Source organism: Cellulomonas sp. P1_G12_2 (genome assembly GCF_056405535.1).
This window is the reverse complement of record NZ_JBFUBX010000008.1, coordinates 93,295-113,337: the sequence shown is the minus strand read 5'-3', so window position 1 is coordinate 113,337 and position 20,043 is coordinate 93,295. Positions and strand designations below refer to the sequence as shown.

Here is a 20,043-nt window from a genome sequence, read left to right as displayed (position 1 = left end):
GGAGCGGGGCGACCGGGACCCGCGGGTCAGCGGGCGGGATCGGTCGCGATCTCCTCGTCGTCCTGCACGGTCGGGGGTGCCAGCAGGAGGGTCGTGTCACGTCCTGGGTGCCGGCGCCCGACCACCACGAACGCTACCAGCGCTCCGAGACCGACGATGATCGACGTCCAGACATTGATCCGCAGCCCGAGGACGAGCTCGGCCGGGTCGATGCGCAGCAGCTCGATCCAGAGCCGCCCCGTGGTGTAGATCACGACGTAGAGCCAGAAGACGCGTCCGTAACCGAGCCGGAACTTGCGGTCCAGCCAGATCAGGAGAGCGGCACCCGCCAGGTTCCAGACCATCTCGTACAGGAACGTCGGGTGGTACAGCGTGCCCGCGGGGTCCCCGACCGGCATGTTCGCCGGGTCGATGCGCAGGCCCCACGGCAGCGTGGTCGGACCGCCGAAGAGCTCCTGGTTGAACCAGTTGCCGAGCCGGCCGATCGCCTGCGCCACGAGCAGGCCCGGAGCGAGCGCGTCGGCCCAGGGGGCGAGCCGCACGCCCTGGCGACGCGCGCCGATCCAGGCGCCGACGCCGCCGAAGGCCACGGCCCCCCAGATCCCGAGACCGCCCTCCCAGATGTACAGGGCACGGATCGGCTCCCCGCCGACGCCGAAGTACGCGTCCGGCGAGGTGATGACGTGGTAGATCCGCCCGCCGACGATGCCGAACGGCACGGCCCAGAACGCGATCTCCAGGGTGGTGTCCGGGTCGCCGCCCCGCTCGATCCAGCGACGCCGGGTCATCCAGAGCGCGGCGACGATCCCGAGCAGGATGGCGAACGCGTAGGCGCGCAGCGGGAAGGGGCCGAGGTGCCACGTGCCCTGCGACGGGCTCGGGATGGCGAGCGGCAGCAGCGCGGTCATCGTGCGGACCTCACTCCGTCGGCGAGGGCCGACGTGACCCGGGCGAGCTCGTCGAGACCCGCGGCCTCGTCGGGCGCGTCCAGTAGGGCGCGCACCAGGGCCGAGCCGACGATGACCCCGTCGGCGTACCCGGCGACCTCGGCAGCCTGCTCCGGACGGGACACGCCGAGGCCGACGCACACGTGCTCGGCACCGGCGGCGCGGGTGTCCGCGACCAGCTGCTCGGCGCGGTTGCCCAGCGTCGTGCGCTCCCCCGTCACGCCCATGGTCGAGGCGGCGTAGACGAAGCCACGGGACGCCGCGGCGGTCGAGGCCAGGCGCTCGGGCGTCGAGCTGGGCGCCACGAGGAACACCCGGTCGAGCCCGTGCGCGTCCGAGGCGGCGATCCAGTCGGCGGCCTCGTCGGGGATGAGGTCCGGCGTGATCAGACCGGCCCCGCCTGCCGCGGCGAGGTCCCGCGCGAACGCGTCCACCCCGTACCGCAGGACAAGGTTCCAGTAGGTCATGACCAGCACGGGAGCACCGCGGCCGGCCACCTGCTCGACGGCGCGGATGGTGTCGCCGACGCGCGTACCGCCGGCCAGCGCCGCGTCGACCGCGCGCTGGATGACCGGACCGTCCATGACCGGGTCGCTGTACGGCACGCCGAGCTCGACGATGTCCACGCCCGCGTCGATCATCGTCCGGACCGCAGCTACCGATCCGTCCACCGACGGGTACCCGACGGGCAGGTACCCGATCAGCGCCGCGCGCCCGAGGGCGTCGAGGTGCTCGGCGACCTGCGACCGGACGGCGACGGCGCTCACAGCTGCTCCCCTTGGTCGGCCAGCACCACGGGCTCGTCCTCGAGAAGGTCGAACCATGCCGCGGCGGTGGCCACGTCCTTGTCCCCACGTCCCGAGAGGTTGATCAGGAGCACGGGCTCGTGGCCGTCGTCGCCGGTCCAGCCGGACAGCTCCTCGCCCAGCTGGATCGCTCCGGCCAGGGCGTGCGCCGACTCGATGGCCGGGATGATGCCCTCGGTCCGGCACAGGATCCGGAACGCCTCCATGGCCTCGTCGTCCGTCACCGGCCGGTAGTCGGCGCGCCCGATGTCATGCAGCCAGGCGTGCTCGGGTCCGACGCTCGGGTAGTCCAGGCCTGCCGACACCGAGTGGCTGGGCAGGGTCTGTCCGTCCTCGTCCTGCAACAGGTACGACTTGGCGCCGTGCAGCACGCCGGGCTGTCCGCCCGAGAACCGTGCGGCGTGCCGGCCCGAGGAGATCCCCGCGCCGCCCGCCTCGAAGCCGAAGAGCCGGACACCCGGGTCGTCGAGGAACGCGTTGAAGATGCCCATCGCGTTCGAGCCGCCACCGACGCACGCGGCGACGGCGTCGGGCAGCCGCCCTATCTCCTCGAGGAGCTGGGCCCTGGCCTCCTCGCCGATGATCTTGTGGAAGTCGCGCACCATCTCCGGGAACGGGTGCGGCCCCGTGACGGTACCGAGCAGGTAGTGCGTCGTCTCGACGTTGGCCACCCAGTCGCGCAGGGCCTCGTTGATCGCGTCCTTGAGCGTCCGCGTGCCGATGGACACCGGGATGACCTCGGCGCCCAGCAGCCGCATGCGGGCCACGTTCAGGGCCTGCCGGCGGGTGTCCTCCTCGCCCATGTAGACGACGCACTCGAGGTCGAGCAGCGCGGCCGCCGTCGCCGTCGCGACGCCGTGCTGGCCTGCGCCGGTCTCCGCGATCACGCGCGTCTTGCCCATGCGCTTGACCAGCAGGGCCTGCCCGAGCACGTTGTTGATCTTGTGCGAGCCGGTGTGGTTGAGGTCCTCGCGCTTGAGGAACACCCGCACGCCGGGTGCCACGTGCTGGGCGAACCGCGGCACCTCGGTGAGCGGGCTCGGCCGACCCGTGTACGTGCGGTGCAGACGGGCGAGCTCGCGGCCGAACGCCGGATCCGTCAACGCCTTGTGGTACTCCGTGTCCAGCTCGTCCAGCGCCGCGATGAGCGCCTCGGGCACGAACCGGCCCCCGAACTCACCGAAGTACGGTCCCGCGTGGGTGGACAGCGGACCGCTGGCCGTGGCCTCGAGCAGCTTGTCCGACAGCGGGCCGACGGTCGACCGACCGGTCACTGCCGCACCGCCCGCAGAGACGGGTGCGCACCCGCGGCCACGAGGTCGGCGACCGACTCGCGCGGGGCGTCGTCCGTGACCAGCGCCTCGCCGACGAGCACCGCGTCGGCACCGGCGCGGGCGTAGTCCATGACGTCGTGCGGGCCGCGGACCCCGGACTCGGCGATCTTCACGATGTGCGACGGGATGGCAGGGGCGACGCGCGCGAACGTGGTGCGGTCCACCTCGAGCGAGCGCAGGTCGCGGGCGTTCACGCCGATCACGCGCGCACCGGCGTCGGCGGCCCGGGAGACCTCCTCGGCGTCGTGCACCTCGACCAGCGCGGTCATGCCCAGGGAGTGCACCCGCTCCACCAGCGACTCGAGCACGGTCTGCTCGAGCGCGGCGACGATGAGCAGCACGAGGTCGGCGCCGTGCGCGCGCGCCTCCCACACCTGGTACGGCGTGACGATGAAGTCCTTGCGCAGGACAGGGATGTCCACCCGGGCGCGGACCGCGTCCAGGTCGGCCAGCGAGCCGTGGAACCGGCGCTCCTCGGTGAGCACCGAGATGACGGCGGCGCCGCCCTTCTCGTACTCGGCGGCCAGGGCCGCCGGGTCCTTGATGGTCGCTAGTGCGCCCTTGCTGGGGCTGGACCGCTTGACCTCGGCGATCACCCGGACCGCGTCCTCCGCACGCAGGCGACCCACGCACTCGATCGCCGACTCGCGGCGGCGCGCCCGCTCCTTGACCGTCGCGAGCGGCGTGGCCTGCTCCCGGACGGCGAGGTCCTGCCTGACTCCCGCGACGATGTCGTCCAGCACGGTCATCGACAACTCACCTTCTCCCCCGGTCGATTCCGGACCACTCTGCTCGCTGCCGAGCACCGCTGTGGCCCTGCGCCTCATCGTAGGGCGGTCCGCGAGTGACCCCGACCACAGGCCGCGTACTGGACACCCCGGTCCGTCAGGGCGCCAGCCACGGCGCGAGCACCGGCACGTTGCGCAGCACCCCGAACACGACGATCACCGCCAGGAACGCCCACGCGGCCCGTGCGGGTGCCGGCCGTACCGCGCGTCCCTGGGCGCGGAGCACCACCAGGCGACCCCAGAGCGCGATCACCACCGGGACGGCGAGCACCCAGAGCGGGTTCATCGACCACGCCGCCGCCAGGTCCCCGTGCGCCAGGTCGTGGGTCGCACGAAGTCCACCGCACGCGGGGCACCACAGCCCGGTGAGCGTGTACAGCGGGCACACGCCGTAGCTGCCGGTCGCGTGCGGGTCCCGCACCGCGAGCACGACGGTCGCCGCGACGACGACGGCCCCGGCGACGAGCGGACCGCGCACCGACGCACGACGGCCCGCCGCCGCCGGCGCGGGTGCGTCGGTCGGGAGCGGGCCGGTCGGCTGAGGCTGCGGACCGTCGTCGACGGTCGTCACGTCAGTAGTCGGAGTAGTTGTAGCCGTCGGTGAACGCGTCGCGGAAGTCCGCGTTCGAGAACAGCACGGCGAACACGATGATCCCGAGCACCGAGAGCACGATCGCGATCCAGCCCAGGATGACGCCCGCCGTGGCCATGCCACCGTTGTTCGCCTCGCCGCGAGCGACGGCCTTCTTGGCGTTGTTGCCGACGATCACCGCGGGGATCCCGGTGAAGAGCCCGCACGACAGCACGAACGACGCGATGCCGAGGACCAGCGACCAGACGGCGAGGCTGTTCTTCGGGTACACGTAGGCGCCGCCGTACCCCGGAGCGGGCTGCTGGTAGCCGGGAGCCGACCCGTACGGCGTGGCCGCGGGGTACTGAGGAGTTCCGCCGGCCTCCGGGTACGGCGCCGCGGGGTACTGCGGCTGCGGCGGCGGGGGCGCTGCCGGGTACTGCGGCACCCCGGTGGGGTCCTGCGGCGGCTGCGGCTCTCCGCTGCCGTACGGGTTCTGCGGCTCGTTGGGGGTGGACATCGGTCCTCCTGGGTCGCGTGCGCCATCCGCTTCCCGGGTGGCGGTGGAACGGGCGGGTCAGTGCCCGCCGGTGCGTGCCTGCCGGGCACGCGTCTTGGCGCCGCCCTGGCCGTGGCCGGAGGCCTGCAGGGCCTTGCCGCCGATCAGCACGAGGGCGACCAGGGCCATGCCGACCCAGAACAGCCACACCTGCGCGAACAGCACGCCGAGGGCAGCGACGACGAACGCGATGACCACGCCGTACGTGGTGAACCACGCGGCGAGCGTCTTGCCGTGGTTGGTCGGTGCGGCCGTCGGCGGCAGGTGCATCGCCTCGGTCGTCGTGGCGTTCTGTGCGCGGTGCGCCAGGGTGTCGTCAGCCATCAGTGGGTGCCCTCCGTGCTCGGTTCTGCGCCCAACCCTATCCGACCATCGGAACGCCGTCCGGCACCCGACGGACGAGTCGGACCGCACGTCAGGACGGGTCGTCGCCCCGGGTGAGGGCGTCCCAGTCGGACCGCTCGTCGGGTGTGGTCGGTGCCGCCGCGCCGGCGACGTTCTCGTGCCGCCGCGTCGGTCCGGACCACGTACGGGACGCGACCACGAGCCACACCCCGGCGAGGACGTCGAGCACCCCGACCGCGACGGCTAGCCAGGGCCACACGCTCGTCGTGACCGGTCCGGCGAGCTTGCCCACCCCGGTCTCCGCCGCGACGACGGGGATCACTGCACCCTCCGGGTCGCCGAGCACACCGAGCGTCGTCCCGACGACGAGCACCCCGCACGCGACGACGACGGCGGCGACCACCCAGCGCCCGACGCGACCGACCAGCCCCACGGCGGCCACCGCGGCGAGGATCGCGACCGCGGCCGCGAGGATCGCCGGTGCCACCTGGGAGCCCGCGGCCTGCACGGTCACCGTTCCCTGCAGCGCGGTCATGCCGGTCGTCGTGAACCACGTGGGCACGGCGACGAGGGCGGTCAGGCCGGCGAGCAGGAGCAGCAGCCCGGCGGCACGGCCACGTCCCGACGGACGCGACCGGGCGGCGTGCGCCGGAACCGTCACGCGCCCGCCCGCCGCAGCCGGGAGGCGATCTGCACCGCCCGGACGGCAGCCGCGGCCTTGTTGCGCGACTCCTCGTACTCCAGCGCCGGCACCGAGTCCGCGACGATCCCGCCGCCGGCCTGCACGCTCGCGCGCCCGTCCCGGATCAGGGCGGTCCGGATGGCGATCGCCATGTCCATGTCCCCGGCGAAGTCGAAGTACCCCACGGTGCCCCCGTAGATGCCCCGTCGGGCGGGCTCGATCTCGTCGATGAGCGCGATCGCGCGCGGCTTCGGAGCGCCCGAGAGCGTGCCCGCCGGGAAGGTGGCGACGAGCGTCTGCAGGGCCGTCGCGCCCTCGCGCAGCCGACCGACGACGGTCGAGCAGATGTGCATGATGTGCGAGTAGCGCTTGACCGCCATGAACTCGACGACCTCGACGCTCGCCGGCTCGCACACCTTGACCAGGTCGTTGCGGGACAGGTCGACCAGCATGATGTGCTCGGCCCGCTCCTTGGGGTCGGCCAGGACCTCGTCCTGCAGGCGGCGGTCCTCGTCGGGCGTGGCGCCGCGGGGTCGCGACCCGGCGATCGGGAACGTGACGACCCGCCCCGACGTGACCTTCACGAGCGTCTCCGGGCTGGAGCCGACGACCGCGAAGTCCCGGCCGTCCGCGTCCTGCAGCTGCAGGTAGTACATGTACGGGCTCGGGTTGATGGTGCGCAGGACGCGGTAGACGTCGAGCGGCTCCGCCGGGCAGTCCAGGTCGAGCCGCTGCGAGATGACCACCTGGAAGACGTCGCCCTCGTGGATGGCCTCCTGGCCTGTGCGCACGGCGTCCTCGAACTCCTGGCGCGTGGTCCGGAACGCGAGCTCGGGCTCGGCGACGTCCGCCAGGACCGCGACGGCCGACTCGGCGGGCTGCAGCAGCGCCGCTTCCATCGCGTCGATCCGGGCGACCGCGTCCGCGTGCGCGTCGTCCACGCGCTCGTCGGTGTCGTCGAAGTTGATGGCGTTCGCGATCAGCCAGACCGAACCGTCGTGGTGGTCGACCACCGCGAGGTCGGTGGCCAGCAGCAGCGTGAGCTCTGGGACGCCCAGCTCGTCGGGGGCGTTCGCGGGCAGGGTCGGCTCCCAGTGCCGCACGATGTCCCACCCGAGCGCGCCGACCAGCCCGCTGGTCAGGGGCGGCAGTCCCGCGATCGACGGGGTGCGCAGCGCGTCCAGCGTGCGCTCCAGCACGTCCAGGGCGTCGCCCTCGGTCGGGACCCCGACCGGGACGTCTCCGACCCAGACCGCCGAGCCGTCGCGGACGGTCAGGGTGGCGCGGGACCGCACGCCCACGAACGAGTAGCGGTCCCAGCTCCCGTCGGCCTCGGCCGACTCGAGGATGAACGTCCCTGGCCGCCCGTCGGCGAGCGTGCGGTACAGGCCGACGGGCGTCACGTCGTCCGCGAGCAGCCGGCGTACGACAGGGACGACCCGGCGGTCGCGCGCGAGCCCGCGGAAGGCCTCGAGCGACGGCCACGTGCTCCCCCAGGGAACCACGGCGACGGTGACGTCGGTGGGGACGGCGGGGGCGGTCACAGGGGTCCTCCGGTCTCGGTGGGACGGGATCCGACGACGACGGGCAGCGGGCCGCCCGCCTCGAAGCACGTGCGGGCGCCGGTGTGGCAGGCAGCGCCCACCTGGTCCACCTCGACCAGCAGCGCGTCCCCGTCGCAGTCGATGTTCACGGCCTTCACGTACTGCGCGTGCCCGGACGTGTCGCCCTTGCGCCAGTACTCCTGGCGCGACCGGCTCCAGAACACGACCCGGCCGGTGGCCAGGGTGCGGCGCAGCGCCTCGTCGTCCATCCAGCCGAGCATGAGGACCTCGCGCGAGTCGTGCTGCTGCACGATCGCCGCCACCAGGCCGTGCTCGTCGCGCTTCAGGCGCTCGGCGACGGCGGGATCGAGGAGGGGTTCGGTGGGGCTGGAAGGCACGTCCCGATCCTGCCACGCAGCAGCGACGGGCACGGACCCGTCCACGGTCAGCGCGTCTGCGACACCCAGGCGGCGTGCATCGCCGCGTAGTGCCCGTCGCGCGCGACGAGCTCGTCGTGGTGCCCGACCTCGACCACACGGCCCGCGTCGACCACGATCACCGTGTCCGCCGCCTCGGCCGTCGACAGCCGGTGCGCGATGGTCAGCGTGCTGCGCCCGCGCGTGAGGGAGTCGAGCGCACGTGCGATCCGGACCTCGGTCGCCGGGTCGACCGCGGACGTGGCCTCGTCGAGGAGCAGGAGGTCCGCCTCGGCCAGGTAGGCACGCGCAAGGGCCACGAGCTGCCGCTCCCCCGCCGACAGCGACTCGCCGCGCTGGCCGACCGGGGTGTCCAGGCCGTCGGCGAGCTCGTCCACCCAGCCGTCCAGACCGAGCGCCTCGACCGCCGCACGGATCCGCACGTCGTCGTCCTGCGCGGCCGTCGTCCCGTCCTCGTGCCGGAGGCCGTACGCCACGTTCTGCGCGAGCGTGCCGTCGAACAGGAACCCTTCCTGCGGGACGAGCACCACCCGGCGCCGCAGGTCGGCGACGGGGATGTCGCGCAGGTCCACCCCGTCGAGCAGCACCGAGCCGCTCGTCGGGTCCATGAACCGCGCGACCAGCTTGGCGATGGTCGTCTTGCCCGAGCCGGTCGCACCGACGACCGCCACCGACGCCCCCGCGGGGATCGCGACGTCGACGCCGCGGAGCACCGGCGGACCGTCCGGGTAGGCGAAGCCGACGTCGCGCAGCTCGACGTGCGCGGGCCCACGGGGACTGGGCACTCCCGAGGCGCCCGCGTCGACCACCTCGATGGGCGTCTCCAGCACGCCGAGCACCCGGCGCCACCCGGCGACCGCGTTCTGCAGCTCGTTGAGGATCTCCGTCGCCATCTGCACGGGCCCGGTGAACAGCTGCACGAGGAACAGGAACGCCAGCAGCCGCCCGACGGACATCTCCCCGGCGATGCCCAGGTACGTGCCCGCGACGACCACCACGGCGAGTACCAGGTTCGCCACCAGCACGCCGCTGGAGAATACGGCGGCAACCAGGTTCTGCGCGCGCACCATCGACGCGCGGGTGGCACCGATCGCCGCGTCGATCCGACGCTGCGTGCGCCCGGCCACCCCGTACGAGCGGATCGTCTCGGCGCCGACGACGGCCTCCGAGATGGAGCCCAGCATCGCGCCGACGCGCTCCCGCACTGCGGTGTAGCGGGCGTTGACGCGCTTCTGCAGCGGCTGCAGGACCAGGAACAGAGGAACGAAGCCCGCCCACACGATCAGGGTCAGCTGCCAGGAGTAGACCGACATGAGCACGGTCGCCACGGCGATCTGCAGGACCGAGACGAGCAGCATGATGCCGCCCCACTGGACGAACAACGAGATCGTGTCGACGTCGGAGGTCACCCGCGAGACCAGCGACCCGCGCCGCTCGGTGTTCTGCGTGAGCACCGACAGGTCGTGCACGTGCCGGAACGCGCGGGTGCGCAGGGCGAGGAGCCCGCTCTCGCTCGAGCGGAAGAGCCGCACGTTGACGTAGGCCGAGCAGACGGCGCCGAGCAGCAGGCCCAGCGCGGCCAGGCCGGCGAGCGCCACGACGCGCGGCACGTCCGGTCCACCGTCGGCGAGGATCCCAGTGTCCACCGTCTGCTGCACGGCGATGGGCACGAGCACGCGGCCGATCGACGCGGTGACGGCGAGCAGCACCGTGACCTGCCAGCCGACGAGCAGCTGCGGGGAGACCTGGATCCCGCGGCGCAGCGTCGCGAGCACGCCGAGGGTGCTGGCCGGGGCGAGGCGGTTCTCCGGGCTCTGCTCGCTCATGCCCGCTCCTCCACGACCTCGAGGGCCTCCTCGTCGGCGACCTCCGCGGCACGGCGCGCGGTCTCCTGCTCGTACGCGGTCGCCAGCTCGCGGTAGCCCGGGTCGCGCTCCAGCAGCTCGTCGTGCGTGCCGCGGTCGATCACGCGGCCACCGTCGACGTGCACCACCTCGTCGGCCAGCAGCACGGACGACATCCGGTAGGCGACCAGGAGCACCGTCGGGCTCGACGCCTCGCCGTCGCCGCGCAGGCCGCGCAGGATCGCCTGCTCGATGCGCGGGTCGACGGCCGACGTCGCGTCGTCCAGGACGAGGACGGACGGGTTCCGGACCAGCGCGCGGGCGAGCGCCAGACGCTGCCGCTGGCCGCCGGACAGGTTGGCTCCCCGCTCCCCGAGGGGGGCGTCCAGACCTCCGGGCAGCGCGCGGACGACGTCGTCGACCCGTGCCAGGTGCAGCGCGGCCCAGACGGCGTCGTCGTCCGGGGAGCCCGGCTCGCCGTCGTCGGCCAGCGTGACGTTGGAGCGCACGGTGTCCTCGAAAACGAACGTGGACTGCGAGACGAGCGCCACGTGCCGCGCGAGGTCGGCAGGACGGACGTCACGCAGGTCGAGGCCGTCGACGTGCACCGAGCCGTGCGACGGGTCGTACAGCCGGTTCACCAGCGACACGAGCGTCGTCTTGCCGGCACCGGTCGGGCCGACCACCGCGATCGTGCGGCCCGCGGGCACGTCGAGGTCGATCCCGTGCAGCAGCTCCAGCTCGCCGCCGCTGGGCAGCGGGACCGAGAGGCCCACGTGCCGCAGCTCGACGCGCGCTCCCCCGGACGGCGCCCACGGCGTGCTCCCCACGCTCAGGGCACCGTGCGAGTCGATGACGCGGGCGATCCGGTCGTAGCCGACGAGCGCCCGGGGCAGCTCACCGAGCACCCAGCCGAAGGCGCGGACCGGCACCGCCAGCAGGGTGAGCAGGTACGCAGCCGCGACCACGTCCCCGGTCTCCACCCGCCCGGCGCGGATCTGCACCGTGCCGACGACCAGCACGAGCAGCGTGCCGATGCTGGGGAGCAGGTCGATCACCGGGTCGAACAGCGCCCGCACGACGCCCACCCGGACGTTGGCGTCACGCAGCTGCTCGGCCCGCTCCGCGAACCTGGCCTCCTCGCGCGCCTCCGTGCCGAGCGACGTGACCAGCACAGCCGCCTCGAAGCTCTCGTGCGCGATGTCCGCGACCTCCGCGCGCAGCTGCTGCGCGCGGATCGCCGCCGGTGACATCCGGTTCTGGAACACCACGTTGGCGATGACCGCGAGCGGCAGCACCACCAGCGCCGCCAGCGCCAGCCAGACGTCGGTGCGCAGCAGCTCGACGGTGGCCACGACGAGCATCACCACGACGCCGATCGCGAACGGCAGCGGGTTGAAGATCGAGGTCGCGGCCTCCACGTCCGCGCTGGCGTTCGACAGGAGCTGACCGGTGGGGTGCTGCCGGTGCCACGACATGGGCAGGCGCAGGTACTGCCGCGTCACCGCGGCGCGGTGGTCCTCCTGGATCAGCGCGAACCCCTTGCCCGCGAACATGCGCCGCCCGGCGACCGTCACCGCGAGCGTCACGGCGACCAGGGCGATCGCCAGGCCCGCCAGCCAGATCCGGTCGCGCGCCTGCGCCGATCCCGCCAGCGCGGGGACGACGACCTGGTCGGTCACGGCGCCGAGCACACGGCTCACCACCACGGTGAGCACCCCGAAGACGGCCGAGGTGCCCACAGCCAGGGCGTAGGTGCCGGGGTGGGCGCGCATCCCCCGGCCGATGAGCTGGAACGCTCGACGAGGGACGGAGCCGGTGAGTGCCACCGACGGCGGTGACGCGTCTCGCGAGGGCACGACAGGACCTTCCGTGGAGCTGTGGGGGTGCCGTCATCCTCTCACGGTGGTGCGAGCGCTTACCCGTCACGCGTCGCCCCTGCTCGCGTGCGATCCTGCGGGGATGACCTGGCACGAGATCGAACGCGAGCAGCTCGCGCAGGCCCTCCGCGACGTCGCTCCCGACGCACCGACGCTCTGCGAGGGCTGGCAGGCGCGCCACCTCGCCGCGCACGTGGTGCTGCGGGAGCGCAACCCCGTGGTGGGTGCGGGGATCGCCGTGCCCGCCCTCGCGGCCCTCGCCGAGCGCAGGATCGCCGCGCTCGCCGACCAGGCGACCACCGAGGGCACCTACCGGGACCTGGTGGCCCGGGTGGCCGACCGCCCCGCGGCGTGGCACCCGGCCGCCTGGGCCGCCGAGGCCAGCAACCTCATCGAGTTCTTCGTGCACACCGAGGACGTGCGCCGGGGCGCCGGACCGGTGGCTGCGCGTGAGCTGGACCCCGACCTCGTCGAAGCCCTGTGGAGCCAGCTCAAGCGGACGGGAGGGCTGCGCCTGCGCAGCGTCCCGGTGGGCGTCGTCCTGGTCCGCTGCGACGGCGTGCGGCACCACCTGCGCTCACCGAAGGGCGATCACGGCACCGTCGTGGTCCACGGGGAGGTCGGCGAGCTCGCGCTCTACCTGCTCGGGCGCGGGGCCGCCGCCGACATCACGATCGACGGTGACCGGAACGATCTCAGCACGATCCAGAAGGTCCTGCCCTCGAGCTAGCCGGCAGCCTGCTCCGGGTGCCCGGTGGCCAGGATGTCGACCACGAAGGCGACCGTCTGGCCTGCCAGCTCCTCGCTGTCGGTGACGCCGAGGGCGTAGGTCGGCGGGACGACCAGCATGACCTGGCTGCCGACCGGTTGGTCGACGAGGCCCTCGGCCCAGGCCTGGACGTCCTGCAGGGAGAACGAGACCGGGAGCCCGTGCGACCACGTGGAGTCGAACGCCTCTCCGGTCGTCCAGGCGAAGCCCGTGTACTGCACGGTCACGACGTCGCTCGCCCCGACCTGCTCACCGGAGCCGCGGACCAGCGGCTGCGCGACGAGGGTCGTCGGTGGCTCGGTACCGGTCGGGGTGATCGACGGGGCGCCCGAGGCGTCCAGCGTCACCACCGGGAGGTTCGGGACCGGCGGCACGGGCTCACCCTCCGCGCGGGTGGGCAGCACGTCGACGACCGTCACGGTCGGGTAGTCCGACGCGCCCGAGCCGCTCCCCGGGCTCACCTGGAGCAGCCGTGCCCCGACCTGCTGCCCCCGGAGCGTCTCGTACAGGTCCGTGCCGAGGTCCTCCTCCGTCAGCAGCATCGCCGTCGGGTTGGACGAGTAGCTCTCCTTGACCAGGGACGCGTCCGTGGCGTCCTCGAGCCAGAAGTCGATGAGCACCGGCGCTCCCTCGGCCAGCTCGGCGCCCGTGCCCGGCCAGATCTGCTCCGTGCGCGTCGCGTCGACCTGCAACGGCGTGACGTAGGTGATCGTCGGCGCCTCACCCGGCTCCCCCGACACCGTGACCGCGGCGGGTTCGGTCTCCGGGGTGGTGCACCCGGTGAGGGTGATCAGCGCGATCGCCAGACCGGCGACCAGGGCTCGGCCCTGCAGTCGTCGCACGTCGTTCCTTCCAGCTCCTGGGTCCGTCACGCGATCGCGCAGGACCGCCACACTGTACGGCGCCGTCCTGGGCGCTCGTCCTACATGGACTCGATGAGCCGGTCCACCCGCTCGTCCACGCTCCGGAACGGGTCCTTGCACAGGACGGTGCGCTGCGCCTGGTCGTTGAGCTTGAGGTGCACCCAGTCGACGGTGTAGTCACGGCGGGCATCCTGCGCGGCCCGGACGAAGTCTCCCCGGAGCTTGGCCCGGGTGGTCTGCGGCGGCACGGCGGTGGCCTCGAAGATCTCCAGGTCCGTGGTCACGCGCTCGACCATGCCCTTGGCGGCCAGCAGGTTGTAGAGGCCCTCGGTGCGGGAGATGTCGTGGTACGCCAGGTCGAGGCGCTGCACCCGGACGTCGGACAGCTCCAGGTCGTGCTTGGCGCGGTAGCGCTCGATGAGCTTGTACTTGATCACCCAGTCCAGCTCGCGGTCCACGAGCGTGAGGTCGCCGGTGCGCATCGCACGCAGCCCGCGCTCCCACAGGTCGAGCACCTGCTTGTTCTCCGGGCTCGGACCGCCCTCGGAGGCCAGGAAGTCCGTCACCCGCGTGAGGTACTCCTCCTGCAGGTCGATCGCGGTGACCGTCCGGCCGTTCGCCATGGTCACCGGGTGCATGCCCGTGAGGTCGTGGCTGATCTCCCGGATCGCGCGGATCGGGTTCTCCAGGGCCATCTCCCGCATGGGGACGCCGGCCTCGATCATCCGCAGCAACAGGTCCGTGGTGCCGACCTTGAGCATCGTGGTGGTCTCGGACATCGACGAGTCGCCCACGATCACGTGCAGGCGGCGGTAGTGCTCGGCGTCCGCGTGCGGCTCGTCGCGCGTGTTGATGATCGGCCGGGACCGGGTGGTGGCGCTGGAGACCGCCTCCCAGATGTGGTCCGCGCGCTGCGACAGGCAGTAGACCGCCCCCCGCGGCGTGGTGAGCACCTTGCCCGCGCCCGTGAGGATCTGGCGCGTGATGAGGAAGGGCACCAGCACGTCCGACAGCCGCGAGAAGTCGCCCTGCCGGCGCACCAGGTAGTTCTCGTGGCAGCCGTAGGAGTTGCCGGCCGAGTCGGTGTTGTTCTTGAACAGGTGGATCGTGCCGGGCAGGCCCTCGTGCTCGAGCCGCTGCTGCGCGTCCGCGACGAGCCCCTCGAGGATCCGTTCGCCCGCACGGTCGTGCGTGACCAGCTGGCGGACGTCGTCGCACTCGGCGGTGGCGTACTCGGGGTGCGAGCCGACGTCGAGGTACAGGCGCGACCCGTTGCGCAGGAACACGTTCGACGAACGACCCCAGGCGACGACCTTGCGGAAGAGGTAGCGCGCGACCTCGTCGGCCGACAGCCCGCGACCGTCCTGGGCGGCGCACGTCACGCCGTACTCCGTCTCCAGGCCGAAGATCCGCCTGTCCATCGCCGTGCTCCCTCCGTCGCCCGGTCCGGTGTCCTCAGTCTGCGTCCAGCAGGTCCTCCAGCAGCGCCCCGGCCAACCGCCGGAAGGTGCGTCGGAGTCGCGTCCGGTCGAGCACCGCGACCTCCAGCTGCGCCGCGGGGATCGTCCGCGCCTCGCCGCCCTCGTCCGCCGGTGAGCCGAGCGTGCGCACGGCGAGCGCGAGAACCTCGGGCAGCGTGAGCCCGGCACGCCACTCCTGGGCGAGCAGCCCGCCGAGCCGTTCGGCCTGGCCGCCCATCACGACGTAGCCGTGCTCGTCGGTCACGGAGCCGTCGTACGCCAGCCGGTAGATCTGGTCGCCGGCCGGGGCCCGCCCCACCTCGGCCACGACGATCTCGACCTCGAGCGGCTTGGACTCCGTCGTGAACGAGGTGCCGAGCGTCTGCGCGTAGGCGTTGGCCAGCCCGCGCGCGGTGACGTCCTCCCGGTCGTAGGAGTAGCCGCGCAGGTCGGCGTAGCGCACACCGGCGACCCGCAGGTTCTCGAACTCGTTGTACTTGCCGACGGCCGCGAAGCCGATCCGGTCGTAGATCTCGGAGATCTTGTGCAGCGCGCGCGACGCGTTCTCGGTGGCGAACGCGATGCCGTCGTCGTACTGCAGGACCACGACGGACCGTCCGCGGGCGATGCCCTTGCGCGCGTAGTCCGCCCGGTCCTTCATCAGCTGCTCGGGCGAGACGTAGAACGGCATGCTCATCGCGCACCCCCACGGCTCTCGTGCGAGCGGCGTCGTTCCTGCTCGACCTGCTCCGCGACCGCGGCCAGGTCGGCATCGCTGACCCGCAGATACCCGGACTCCGTGACGGTCGCGACGACCGGCCAGATCCCCCGCGTGTGGTCCGGACCGCCGGTTGCCGAGTCGTCGTCGGCCGCGTCCACGAGCGCCTCGACGGCCACGCGGATCGCACCGGGGGCGTCCAGCCCCGGCCGCCACAGCTTCTTGAGCGAGCCGCGCGCGAAGACGGAGCCCGACCCGACCGCGTGGTGGTCGTGCTCCTCGTACCGGCCGCCCGTGACGTCGTAGGAGAAGATCCGCCCGAGCCGACGGTCCAGGTCGAAGCCGCCGAACAGCGGGACGACCGCCAGCCCCTGCATGGCCATGCCCAGGTTCCCGCGGATCATCGTCGCGAGCCGGTTCGCCTTGCCGTCGAGCGACAGCAGGCTGCCCTCGATCTTCTCGTAGTGCTCGAGCTCCAGCTGGAAGAGCCGGACCAGCTCCACGGCGAGCCCCGCGGTGCCGGCGATGCCGACGGCTGAGTACTCGTCGGCCGGGAAGACCTTCTCGATCTCCCGGCTCGCGATCATCGACCCCATGGTCGCGCGGCGGTCACCGGCCATGACGATCCCGCCCTCGAAGCCGAGCGCCAGGATGGTGGTGCCGTGCGGCGCGTGCACCTCTCCGGCCGGCCGGTTACCCGGCAGCAGCTGCGGGGCGTGGCCGGACAAGAACTCCACGAACGACGACGAGCCGGGGGTCGTGAACGCGTGCGGCAGCCGCCCGGAAGCGGACGTGTCGTGTGAGCTCATCGGCGGTCACTGACCGCCCTTCTGCACGAACCCGCGCACGAACTGCTCGGCGTTGGACTCCAGGACGTCGTCGATCTCGTCGAGCAGCGCGTCGACCTCCGCGTCCCGCGACTGCGCGCTCGGCGCTGCCGGGGCGGGCGTGTCCGGGCCGTCGTCCGGCTCCGCGTCCTCGCGGCGCGGGCGTACGTGTTCCTGACCAGCCATGGTGACCTCCCGGGGTGCCAGACGACGTGCTGACGCCCACCCTAGGCCCATCTCCCGACGCTCCCGGTCCCGACGCCCACGGTGCGGACGAGCGAGCGGGCGAACTCGTGCCGGCCGGCCGGCGTCGCTACGCGCCGAGCGCGTCGAGCAGGGCCGTGGCGTCGGGGCTCCGGTCCAGGAGCTCGCCCACGTGCGCGTGCGTCCCGCGCAACGGGTCGCGCATCGGGACCCGCTGGAGCGTCGCCGCGCCCGGCACGTCGAACACGACGGAGTCCCAGCTCGCCGCGGAGATCTCGCCGCCGTACCGCGCGACCGCCTCGCCGCGGAAGTACGCCCGGGTGTCGCGGGGCGGGTGCAGCACGGCGTCGGCCACCTGCTCGGGGGTCACCAGCAGCTCGACCGCACCGGCCTGGACCAGCCGGTGGTACAGGCCGCGTTCGGGCCGCACGTCGGACCACTGCAGGTCCATCGCCGCCAGCCGCGGGTGGTCCCACGCCAGCCGGTCGCGGCGGCGCATCCCCTCCAGCAGCCGGAGCTTGGCCAGCCACTCGACCTCCCGGGCGCACGACGCGGGGTCCGTGTCCAGCCGGTCGAGCAGGGACTCCCACCGGGTCAGCACGTCCGTCGTCTGGGCGTCGGGCTCGTCGCCGACGTGAGCCAGCGCCGTGCGCACCGCCGCGAGGTACTCGCGCTGCACCTCCAGGGCCGTCAGCCGACGCCCGTCGGTGAGCTCGAGGCGCGCGGTGAGGCTCAGGTCGTGGCTGACCACGTGGACGGCCTGCACGGGGTCCCGCAGGGTCAGCCGGTCGATCGCAGCCAGCGCTCCCCCGGCACCGCCCTCGGCGACCGCGCGCTCGATGAGCCACAGGACCAGCGACGTGGTGCCCAGTCGCAGATAGGTGGCCACCTCGAGCATCGTCGCGTCGCCGATGATCACGTGCAGACGCCGCCACCGGTCCGGGTCTGCGTGGGGCTCGTCGCGCGTGTTGATGATCGGGCGGCGCAGCGTCGTCTCCAGGCCGATCTCGGCCTCCACGTAGTCGGCCCGCTGCGACAGCTGGAAGCCCTGCTCCTCGCCGCGCTGACCGAGACCGACGCGGCCGGCCCCCGTGAACACCTGGCGGGTGACGAAGAACGGGATCAGCCGGGCCGCCAGGTCGCTGAAGGGCACGGCCCGGTCGACGAGGTAGTTCTCGTGCATGCCGTAGGTGGCGCCCTTGCCGTCCACGTTGTTCTTGTACAGGGCGACGTCCGGCAGCGCGGCGGTGGACGCCAGGGCCCGCACCGACGCCAGCATGACGCGCTCGCCGGCGCGGTCCCAGCGCACAGCGTCGAGCGGGTTGGTGACCTCGGGCGACGAGTACTCCGGGTGCGCGTGGTCGACGTACAGGCGTGCGCCGTTGGTGAGGATGACGTTCGCCGCGCCGGGGTCCTCGTACTCCTCGGTGGTGGCGCGCGGCAGGGCCTGCGGCCCGTCACCGGAGGGCGCCGGCTTCTCCGGGTCGTCCGTCAGCAGGGACGGGTGGGCCGACGCGCGCTGCAGGTGGAACCCGCGGGCGTCGTGCAGCGGGTCCTCGTCGTCGTAGTCCCACCGCGCCTTGGTGCGGGCACCCTCGCGGGCCGCCGCGTGCACCGCGACCACGTGGCTGGACAGCAGCATGGGGTTGGCCAGAGGACGTCCGGGCTGGAGGATCCCGTACTCGGTCTCGATCCCCATCACGCGGCRCACGGTCACCCGTCCACCCTAGGACGGTGCGACCGCGCGCCAGGACATCCGTCCGTCAGAGGTACTGCCCCGTGCTCGTGACGTTCTCGATGGTGCGCGAGCCCTCCGCGCCCTTCTTGCCCTGCACGATCGTGCGGATGAAGACGATGCGCTCGCCCTTCTTGCCGGAGATGCGCGCCCAGTCGTCCGGGTTGGTGGTGTTCGGCAGGTCCTCGTTCTCGCGGAACTCGTCCACGCACGCCGTCAGCAGGTGCTCGACGCGGATCCCGCGCTGACCGTTCTGCAGGAAGTCCTTGATCGCCGACTTCTTCGCCCGGTCGACGACGTTCTGGATCATCGCCCCGGAGTTGAAGTCCTTGAAGTACAGGACCTCCTTGTCGCCGCTGGCGTACGTGACCTCGAGGAACCGGTTCTCGTCGCTCTCCGTGTACATCCGCTCGACCACACGCGTGATCATCGCCTCGACGGCCGCCGACGTGGAACCGCCGTGCTCGGCGATGTCGTCGGGGTGGATGGGCAGCGTCGGCACCAGGTACTTGCCGAAGATCTCCCGCGCGCCCTCCGCGTCCGGTCGCTCGATCTTGATCTTCACGTCGAGACGGCCAGGCCGCAGGATCGCGGGGTCGATCATGTCCTCGCGGTTCGACGCGCCGATGACGATGACGTTCTCGAGCCGCTCGACGCCGTCGATCTCGCTGAGCAGCTGCGGCACGATCGTCGTCTCGACGTCGCTGGACACGCCGGTCCCGCGGGTTCGGAACAGCGACTCCATCTCGTCGAAGAACACCACGACCGGGTGCCCCTGCGACGCCTTCTCGCGGGCCCGGGCGAAGATCAGCCGGATGTGCCGCTCGGTCTCGCCGACGTACTTGTTGAGCAGCTCCGGACCCTTGACGTTGAGGAAGAAGCTCTTGGTGTCCGCCGTGTCCTCGCCCCGCGCGGCGGCGGCCGTGGCGGCCAGCGAGTGCGCGACCGCCTTGGCGATGAGCGTCTTGCCGCAGCCGGGAGGGCCGTAGAGCAGCACGCCCTTGGGCGGCTTGAGGCCGTGCTCGAGGAACAGCTCGGGGTGCAGGAACGGGAGCTCGACGGCGTCGCGGATAGCCTCGATCTGCGGACCGAGCCCGCCGATGTCCTCGTAGTCGATGTCCGGCACCTCTTCGAGCACCAGCTCCTCGACCTCGGCGCGCGGGATGACCTCGAACACGAAGCCGCTGCGCGAGTCGATCGTCAGCGCGTCGCCGATGCGCACGTGCGCGTCCCTGACCTGGCCGGCGAAGCGCACGACGCGCTCCTCGTCGCCGCGGCCGACCACCAGGGCGCGGTCGGTGCCCAGCAGCTCCTTCACGGTGACGAGCTCGCCGACCTCCTCGTAGCCACCGGCCTCGACCACGGTCAGGGCCTCGTTCAGCATGACCTCCTGGCCCGGCTGGAGGCGCGAGACGTCGAGGGACGGGCTGGCGCCGACGTGCATCTTGCGGCCGGAGGACACGATGTCCACGGTGCCGTCGGCACGTGAGCCGAGGAACGTCGCGTACGTCCCGGGAGGCTTGGCCAGGTCGTCCACCTGGCGCTTGAGGTCGATGATCTGCTCACGAGCGGCCACGAGCGCGTCGCTGAGCCGCTCGTTCTTGGCCGCGAGCAGAGAGAGCTCGCGGTGCAGGTCCCGCCCAGGGGCTGCCGGATCAGTCATCTCGTCGGCCTCCGTTCCGCATGGTGCGTGGTCGTCACTCCGTCCACCGTGCACCGCGCTGTGCCTG

20 protein-coding genes are annotated in these 20,043 nt (G+C 72.6%); 1 reads left to right on the top strand and 19 read right to left on the bottom strand.

The window, feature by feature from the left end; all coding sequences use genetic code 11:
• Positions 1-26: 26 nt before the first annotated feature.
• The 12 genes from lgt to AC1DXT_RS19095 form a co-directional block, all read right to left on the bottom strand.
• On the bottom strand, positions 27-908 hold the full coding sequence (gene lgt, locus AC1DXT_RS19150; RefSeq protein ID WP_477062878.1) for a prolipoprotein diacylglyceryl transferase: 882 nt from the start codon (positions 906-908) through the stop codon (positions 27-29).
• A complete protein-coding gene (trpA, locus tag AC1DXT_RS19145; protein WP_477062877.1) occupies positions 905-1,714 on the bottom strand; it encodes a tryptophan synthase subunit alpha in 810 nt (269 codons plus the stop codon). The genes lgt and trpA overlap by 4 nt, the downstream gene beginning before the upstream one ends.
• Positions 1,711-2,988, bottom strand: a complete 1,278-nt coding sequence (gene trpB, locus AC1DXT_RS19140; RefSeq protein WP_477062901.1) for a tryptophan synthase subunit beta — start codon at positions 2,986-2,988, stop codon at positions 1,711-1,713. The genes trpA and trpB overlap by 4 nt, the downstream gene beginning before the upstream one ends.
• 35 nt (positions 2,989-3,023) lie before the next feature.
• A complete protein-coding gene (gene trpC, locus AC1DXT_RS19135; RefSeq protein WP_056094097.1) occupies positions 3,024-3,836 on the bottom strand; it encodes an indole-3-glycerol phosphate synthase TrpC in 813 nt (270 codons plus the stop codon).
• 136 nt (positions 3,837-3,972) lie between these two features.
• Positions 3,973-4,446 (bottom strand): DUF2752 domain-containing protein, encoded by a 474-nt coding sequence (locus tag AC1DXT_RS19130; RefSeq protein ID WP_477062876.1) that lies wholly within the window; start codon positions 4,444-4,446, stop codon positions 3,973-3,975.
• Position 4,447: 1 nt separating this feature from the next.
• On the bottom strand, positions 4,448-4,966 hold the full coding sequence (locus AC1DXT_RS19125) for a DUF4190 domain-containing protein (RefSeq protein ID WP_477062875.1): 519 nt from the start codon (positions 4,964-4,966) through the stop codon (positions 4,448-4,450).
• A 57-nt stretch (positions 4,967-5,023) separates the two neighbouring features.
• Entirely contained in the window at positions 5,024-5,329 is a 306-nt protein-coding gene (locus AC1DXT_RS19120; RefSeq protein WP_477062874.1) for an HGxxPAAW family protein, read from the bottom strand.
• Between the two features lie 91 nt (positions 5,330-5,420).
• On the bottom strand, positions 5,421-6,011 hold the full coding sequence (locus AC1DXT_RS19115; protein WP_477062873.1) for a Trp biosynthesis-associated membrane protein: 591 nt from the start codon (positions 6,009-6,011) through the stop codon (positions 5,421-5,423).
• Positions 6,008-7,576: an anthranilate synthase component I gene (locus AC1DXT_RS19110; RefSeq protein ID WP_477062872.1), complete on the bottom strand. Its 1,569-nt coding sequence runs from the start codon at positions 7,574-7,576 to the stop codon at positions 6,008-6,010. The genes AC1DXT_RS19115 and AC1DXT_RS19110 overlap by 4 nt, the downstream gene beginning before the upstream one ends.
• Positions 7,573-7,974 (bottom strand): phosphoribosyl-AMP cyclohydrolase, encoded by a 402-nt coding sequence (gene hisI / locus AC1DXT_RS19105; RefSeq protein ID WP_477062871.1) that lies wholly within the window; start codon positions 7,972-7,974, stop codon positions 7,573-7,575. Before hisI ends, AC1DXT_RS19110 begins: the two co-directional genes overlap by 4 nt.
• Positions 7,975-8,021: 47 nt before the next feature.
• On the bottom strand, positions 8,022-9,839 hold the full coding sequence (locus AC1DXT_RS19100) for an ABC transporter ATP-binding protein (protein ID WP_477062870.1): 1,818 nt from the start codon (positions 9,837-9,839) through the stop codon (positions 8,022-8,024).
• Positions 9,836-11,632, bottom strand: a complete 1,797-nt coding sequence (locus AC1DXT_RS19095) for an ABC transporter ATP-binding protein (protein WP_477062900.1) — start codon at positions 11,630-11,632, stop codon at positions 9,836-9,838. Before AC1DXT_RS19095 ends, AC1DXT_RS19100 begins: the two co-directional genes overlap by 4 nt.
• 187 nt (positions 11,633-11,819) lie before the next feature.
• Here AC1DXT_RS19095 and AC1DXT_RS19090 point away from each other — a divergent pair, with 187 nt between their 5' ends.
• Positions 11,820-12,467, top strand: a complete 648-nt coding sequence (locus tag AC1DXT_RS19090; protein WP_477062869.1) for a TIGR03085 family metal-binding protein — start codon at positions 11,820-11,822, stop codon at positions 12,465-12,467.
• On the opposite strand, the gene AC1DXT_RS19085 is transcribed toward AC1DXT_RS19090, so the two are convergent.
• The 7 genes from AC1DXT_RS19085 to arc all read right to left on the bottom strand — a co-directional run bounded on the left by AC1DXT_RS19085 (position 12,464) and on the right by arc (position 19,976).
• Entirely contained in the window at positions 12,464-13,348 is an 885-nt protein-coding gene (locus AC1DXT_RS19085; RefSeq protein WP_477062868.1) for an FKBP-type peptidyl-prolyl cis-trans isomerase, read from the bottom strand. The two genes, AC1DXT_RS19090 and AC1DXT_RS19085, sit on opposite strands and share 4 nt — an antisense overlap.
• 80 nt (positions 13,349-13,428) lie before the next feature.
• Positions 13,429-14,790: a Pup--protein ligase gene (gene pafA / locus AC1DXT_RS19080; protein ID WP_056094063.1), complete on the bottom strand. Its 1,362-nt coding sequence runs from the start codon at positions 14,788-14,790 to the stop codon at positions 13,429-13,431.
• A gap of 34 nt (positions 14,791-14,824) precedes the next feature.
• The gene (prcA, locus tag AC1DXT_RS19075) at positions 14,825-15,526 is read right to left on the bottom strand and encodes a proteasome subunit alpha (RefSeq protein WP_477062867.1); all 702 of its coding nucleotides are present in this window, start codon (positions 15,524-15,526) and stop codon (positions 14,825-14,827) included.
• Positions 15,523-16,356 (bottom strand): proteasome subunit beta, encoded by an 834-nt coding sequence (gene prcB / locus AC1DXT_RS19070; protein WP_477062866.1) that lies wholly within the window; start codon positions 16,354-16,356, stop codon positions 15,523-15,525. Before prcB ends, prcA begins: the two co-directional genes overlap by 4 nt.
• Positions 16,357-16,362: 6 nt before the next feature.
• Complete coding sequence (locus AC1DXT_RS19065) at positions 16,363-16,560, bottom strand: ubiquitin-like protein Pup (RefSeq protein WP_056094052.1); 198 nt, start codon at positions 16,558-16,560, stop codon at positions 16,363-16,365.
• A 127-nt stretch (positions 16,561-16,687) separates the two neighbouring features.
• A complete protein-coding gene (dop, locus tag AC1DXT_RS19060; protein WP_477062865.1) occupies positions 16,688-18,295 on the bottom strand; it encodes a depupylase/deamidase Dop in 1,608 nt (535 codons plus the stop codon).
• A gap of 46 nt (positions 18,296-18,341) precedes the next feature.
• On the bottom strand, positions 18,342-19,976 hold the full coding sequence (gene arc / locus AC1DXT_RS19055) for a proteasome ATPase (protein WP_477062864.1): 1,635 nt from the start codon (positions 19,974-19,976) through the stop codon (positions 18,342-18,344).
• Between the last annotated feature and the right edge of the window lie 67 nt (positions 19,977-20,043).

Excerpts from the sequence above, each read along its gene's own strand:
- lgt (WP_477062878.1), bottom strand. The coding sequence starts at position 908 with ATGACCGCGCTGCTGCCGCTCGCCATCCCGAGCCCGTCGCAGGGCACG.
- trpC (WP_056094097.1), bottom strand. The coding sequence starts at position 3,836 with ATGACCGTGCTGGACGACATCGTCGCGGGAGTCAGGCAGGACCTCGCC.
- AC1DXT_RS19125 (WP_477062875.1), bottom strand. The coding sequence starts at position 4,966 with ATGTCCACCCCCAACGAGCCGCAGAACCCGTACGGCAGCGGAGAGCCG.
- AC1DXT_RS19120 (WP_477062874.1), bottom strand. The coding sequence starts at position 5,329 with ATGGCTGACGACACCCTGGCGCACCGCGCACAGAACGCCACGACGACC.
- AC1DXT_RS19100 (WP_477062870.1), bottom strand. The coding sequence starts at position 9,839 with ATGAGCGAGCAGAGCCCGGAGAACCGCCTCGCCCCGGCCAGCACCCTC.
- AC1DXT_RS19095 (WP_477062900.1), bottom strand. The coding sequence starts at position 11,632 with ATGCGCGCCCACCCCGGCACCTACGCCCTGGCTGTGGGCACCTCGGCC.
- AC1DXT_RS19090 (WP_477062869.1), top strand. The coding sequence starts at position 11,820 with ATGACCTGGCACGAGATCGAACGCGAGCAGCTCGCGCAGGCCCTCCGC.
- pafA (WP_056094063.1), bottom strand. The coding sequence starts at position 14,790 with ATGGACAGGCGGATCTTCGGCCTGGAGACGGAGTACGGCGTGACGTGC.
- prcA (WP_477062867.1), bottom strand. The coding sequence starts at position 15,526 with ATGAGCATGCCGTTCTACGTCTCGCCCGAGCAGCTGATGAAGGACCGG.
- prcB (WP_477062866.1), bottom strand. The coding sequence starts at position 16,356 with ATGAGCTCACACGACACGTCCGCTTCCGGGCGGCTGCCGCACGCGTTC.
- AC1DXT_RS19065 (WP_056094052.1), bottom strand. The coding sequence starts at position 16,560 with ATGGCTGGTCAGGAACACGTACGCCCGCGCCGCGAGGACGCGGAGCCG.
- arc (WP_477062864.1), bottom strand. The coding sequence starts at position 19,976 with ATGACTGATCCGGCAGCCCCTGGGCGGGACCTGCACCGCGAGCTCTCT.